The following is a 1,190-nucleotide window of genomic DNA, read 5'->3' on the forward strand; positions in this document are numbered from 1 at the left end:
TCAACAAGCATTATTTATTCAATGATTTTAGAGACGATACCGGCACCAACAGTACGACCACCTTCACGAATAGCAAAACGAAGCTTCTCTTCCATCGCAATTGGAACAATCAGAGACACATCCATCGCAACATTATCACCTGGCATAACCATTTCTGTCCCTTCTGGAAGCGTAACAATTCCCGTCACATCCGTCGTGCGGAAGTAAAACTGAGGACGATAATTCGTGAAAAACGGCGTATGACGCCCCCCTTCATCTTTCGTCAAAATGTAAGCTTCTGCTTTAAAACGTGTATGAGGAGTCACCGATCCTGGCTTCGCCAATACTTGACCACGCTCAATCCCTTCACGGTCAACACCACGAAGCAGCGCACCAATATTATCACCCGCTTGACCCTGATCTAAAAGCTTGCGGAACATTTCAACACCCGTCACCGTCGTCTTAGAGGTGGGACGAATACCAATAATCTCGATTTCCTCTCCAACTTTAATAACACCACGCTCAACACGACCCGTAACAACCGTTCCACGACCCGAAATCGAAAACACATCTTCTATCGGCATCAAAAATGGTTGATCAACAGGACGCTCAGGGGTCGGAATATAATTATCAACCTCACTCATTAAAAGACGAACCGCATCTTCACCAATGCTTTTATCCTTGTCCTCAAGAGCAGCCAACGCAGAACCTTTAACAATCGGGATTTCATCTCCTGGAAAATCATATTTGGATAAAAGTTCCCGAACCTCAAGTTCTACAAGCTCCAAAAGCTCCGTGTCATCAACCTGATCAACTTTATTAAGAAAGACAACGATCGCTGGAACTCCAACCTGACGGGCAAGCAAAATATGCTCACGGGTCTGAGGCATAGGACCATCAGCTGCAGAAACAACCAAAATGGCACCATCCATCTGCGCCGCACCGGTAATCATGTTTTTCACATAATCCGCGTGTCCTGGACAGTCAACGTGGGCATAGTGACGACTTTCCGTTTCATACTCAACGTGTGCTGTAGAAATGGTAATGCCACGTGCCCGCTCTTCTGGTGCCGCATCAATTTGATCATATGCTTTAAACTCACCAAAAAACTTCGTAATCGCTGCTGTCAATGAAGTCTTCCCATGATCAACGTGACCAATCGTACCTATATTAACATGCGGTTTCGTTCGTTCAAACTTGCTCTTCGCCAT

General features: G+C 45.6%; 1 protein-coding gene. It reads right to left on the reverse strand.

Going from position 1 to position 1,190, the window contains the following annotated elements; genetic code table 11:
• Positions 1-14 precede the first annotated feature (14 nt).
• The coding region (tuf, locus tag PVV70_RS09650; protein ID WP_273759014.1) for an elongation factor Tu at positions 15-1,190 on the reverse strand (1,176 nt) is incomplete at its 5' end.

This window comes from Bartonella sp. AU55XJBT (assembly GCF_028618525.1).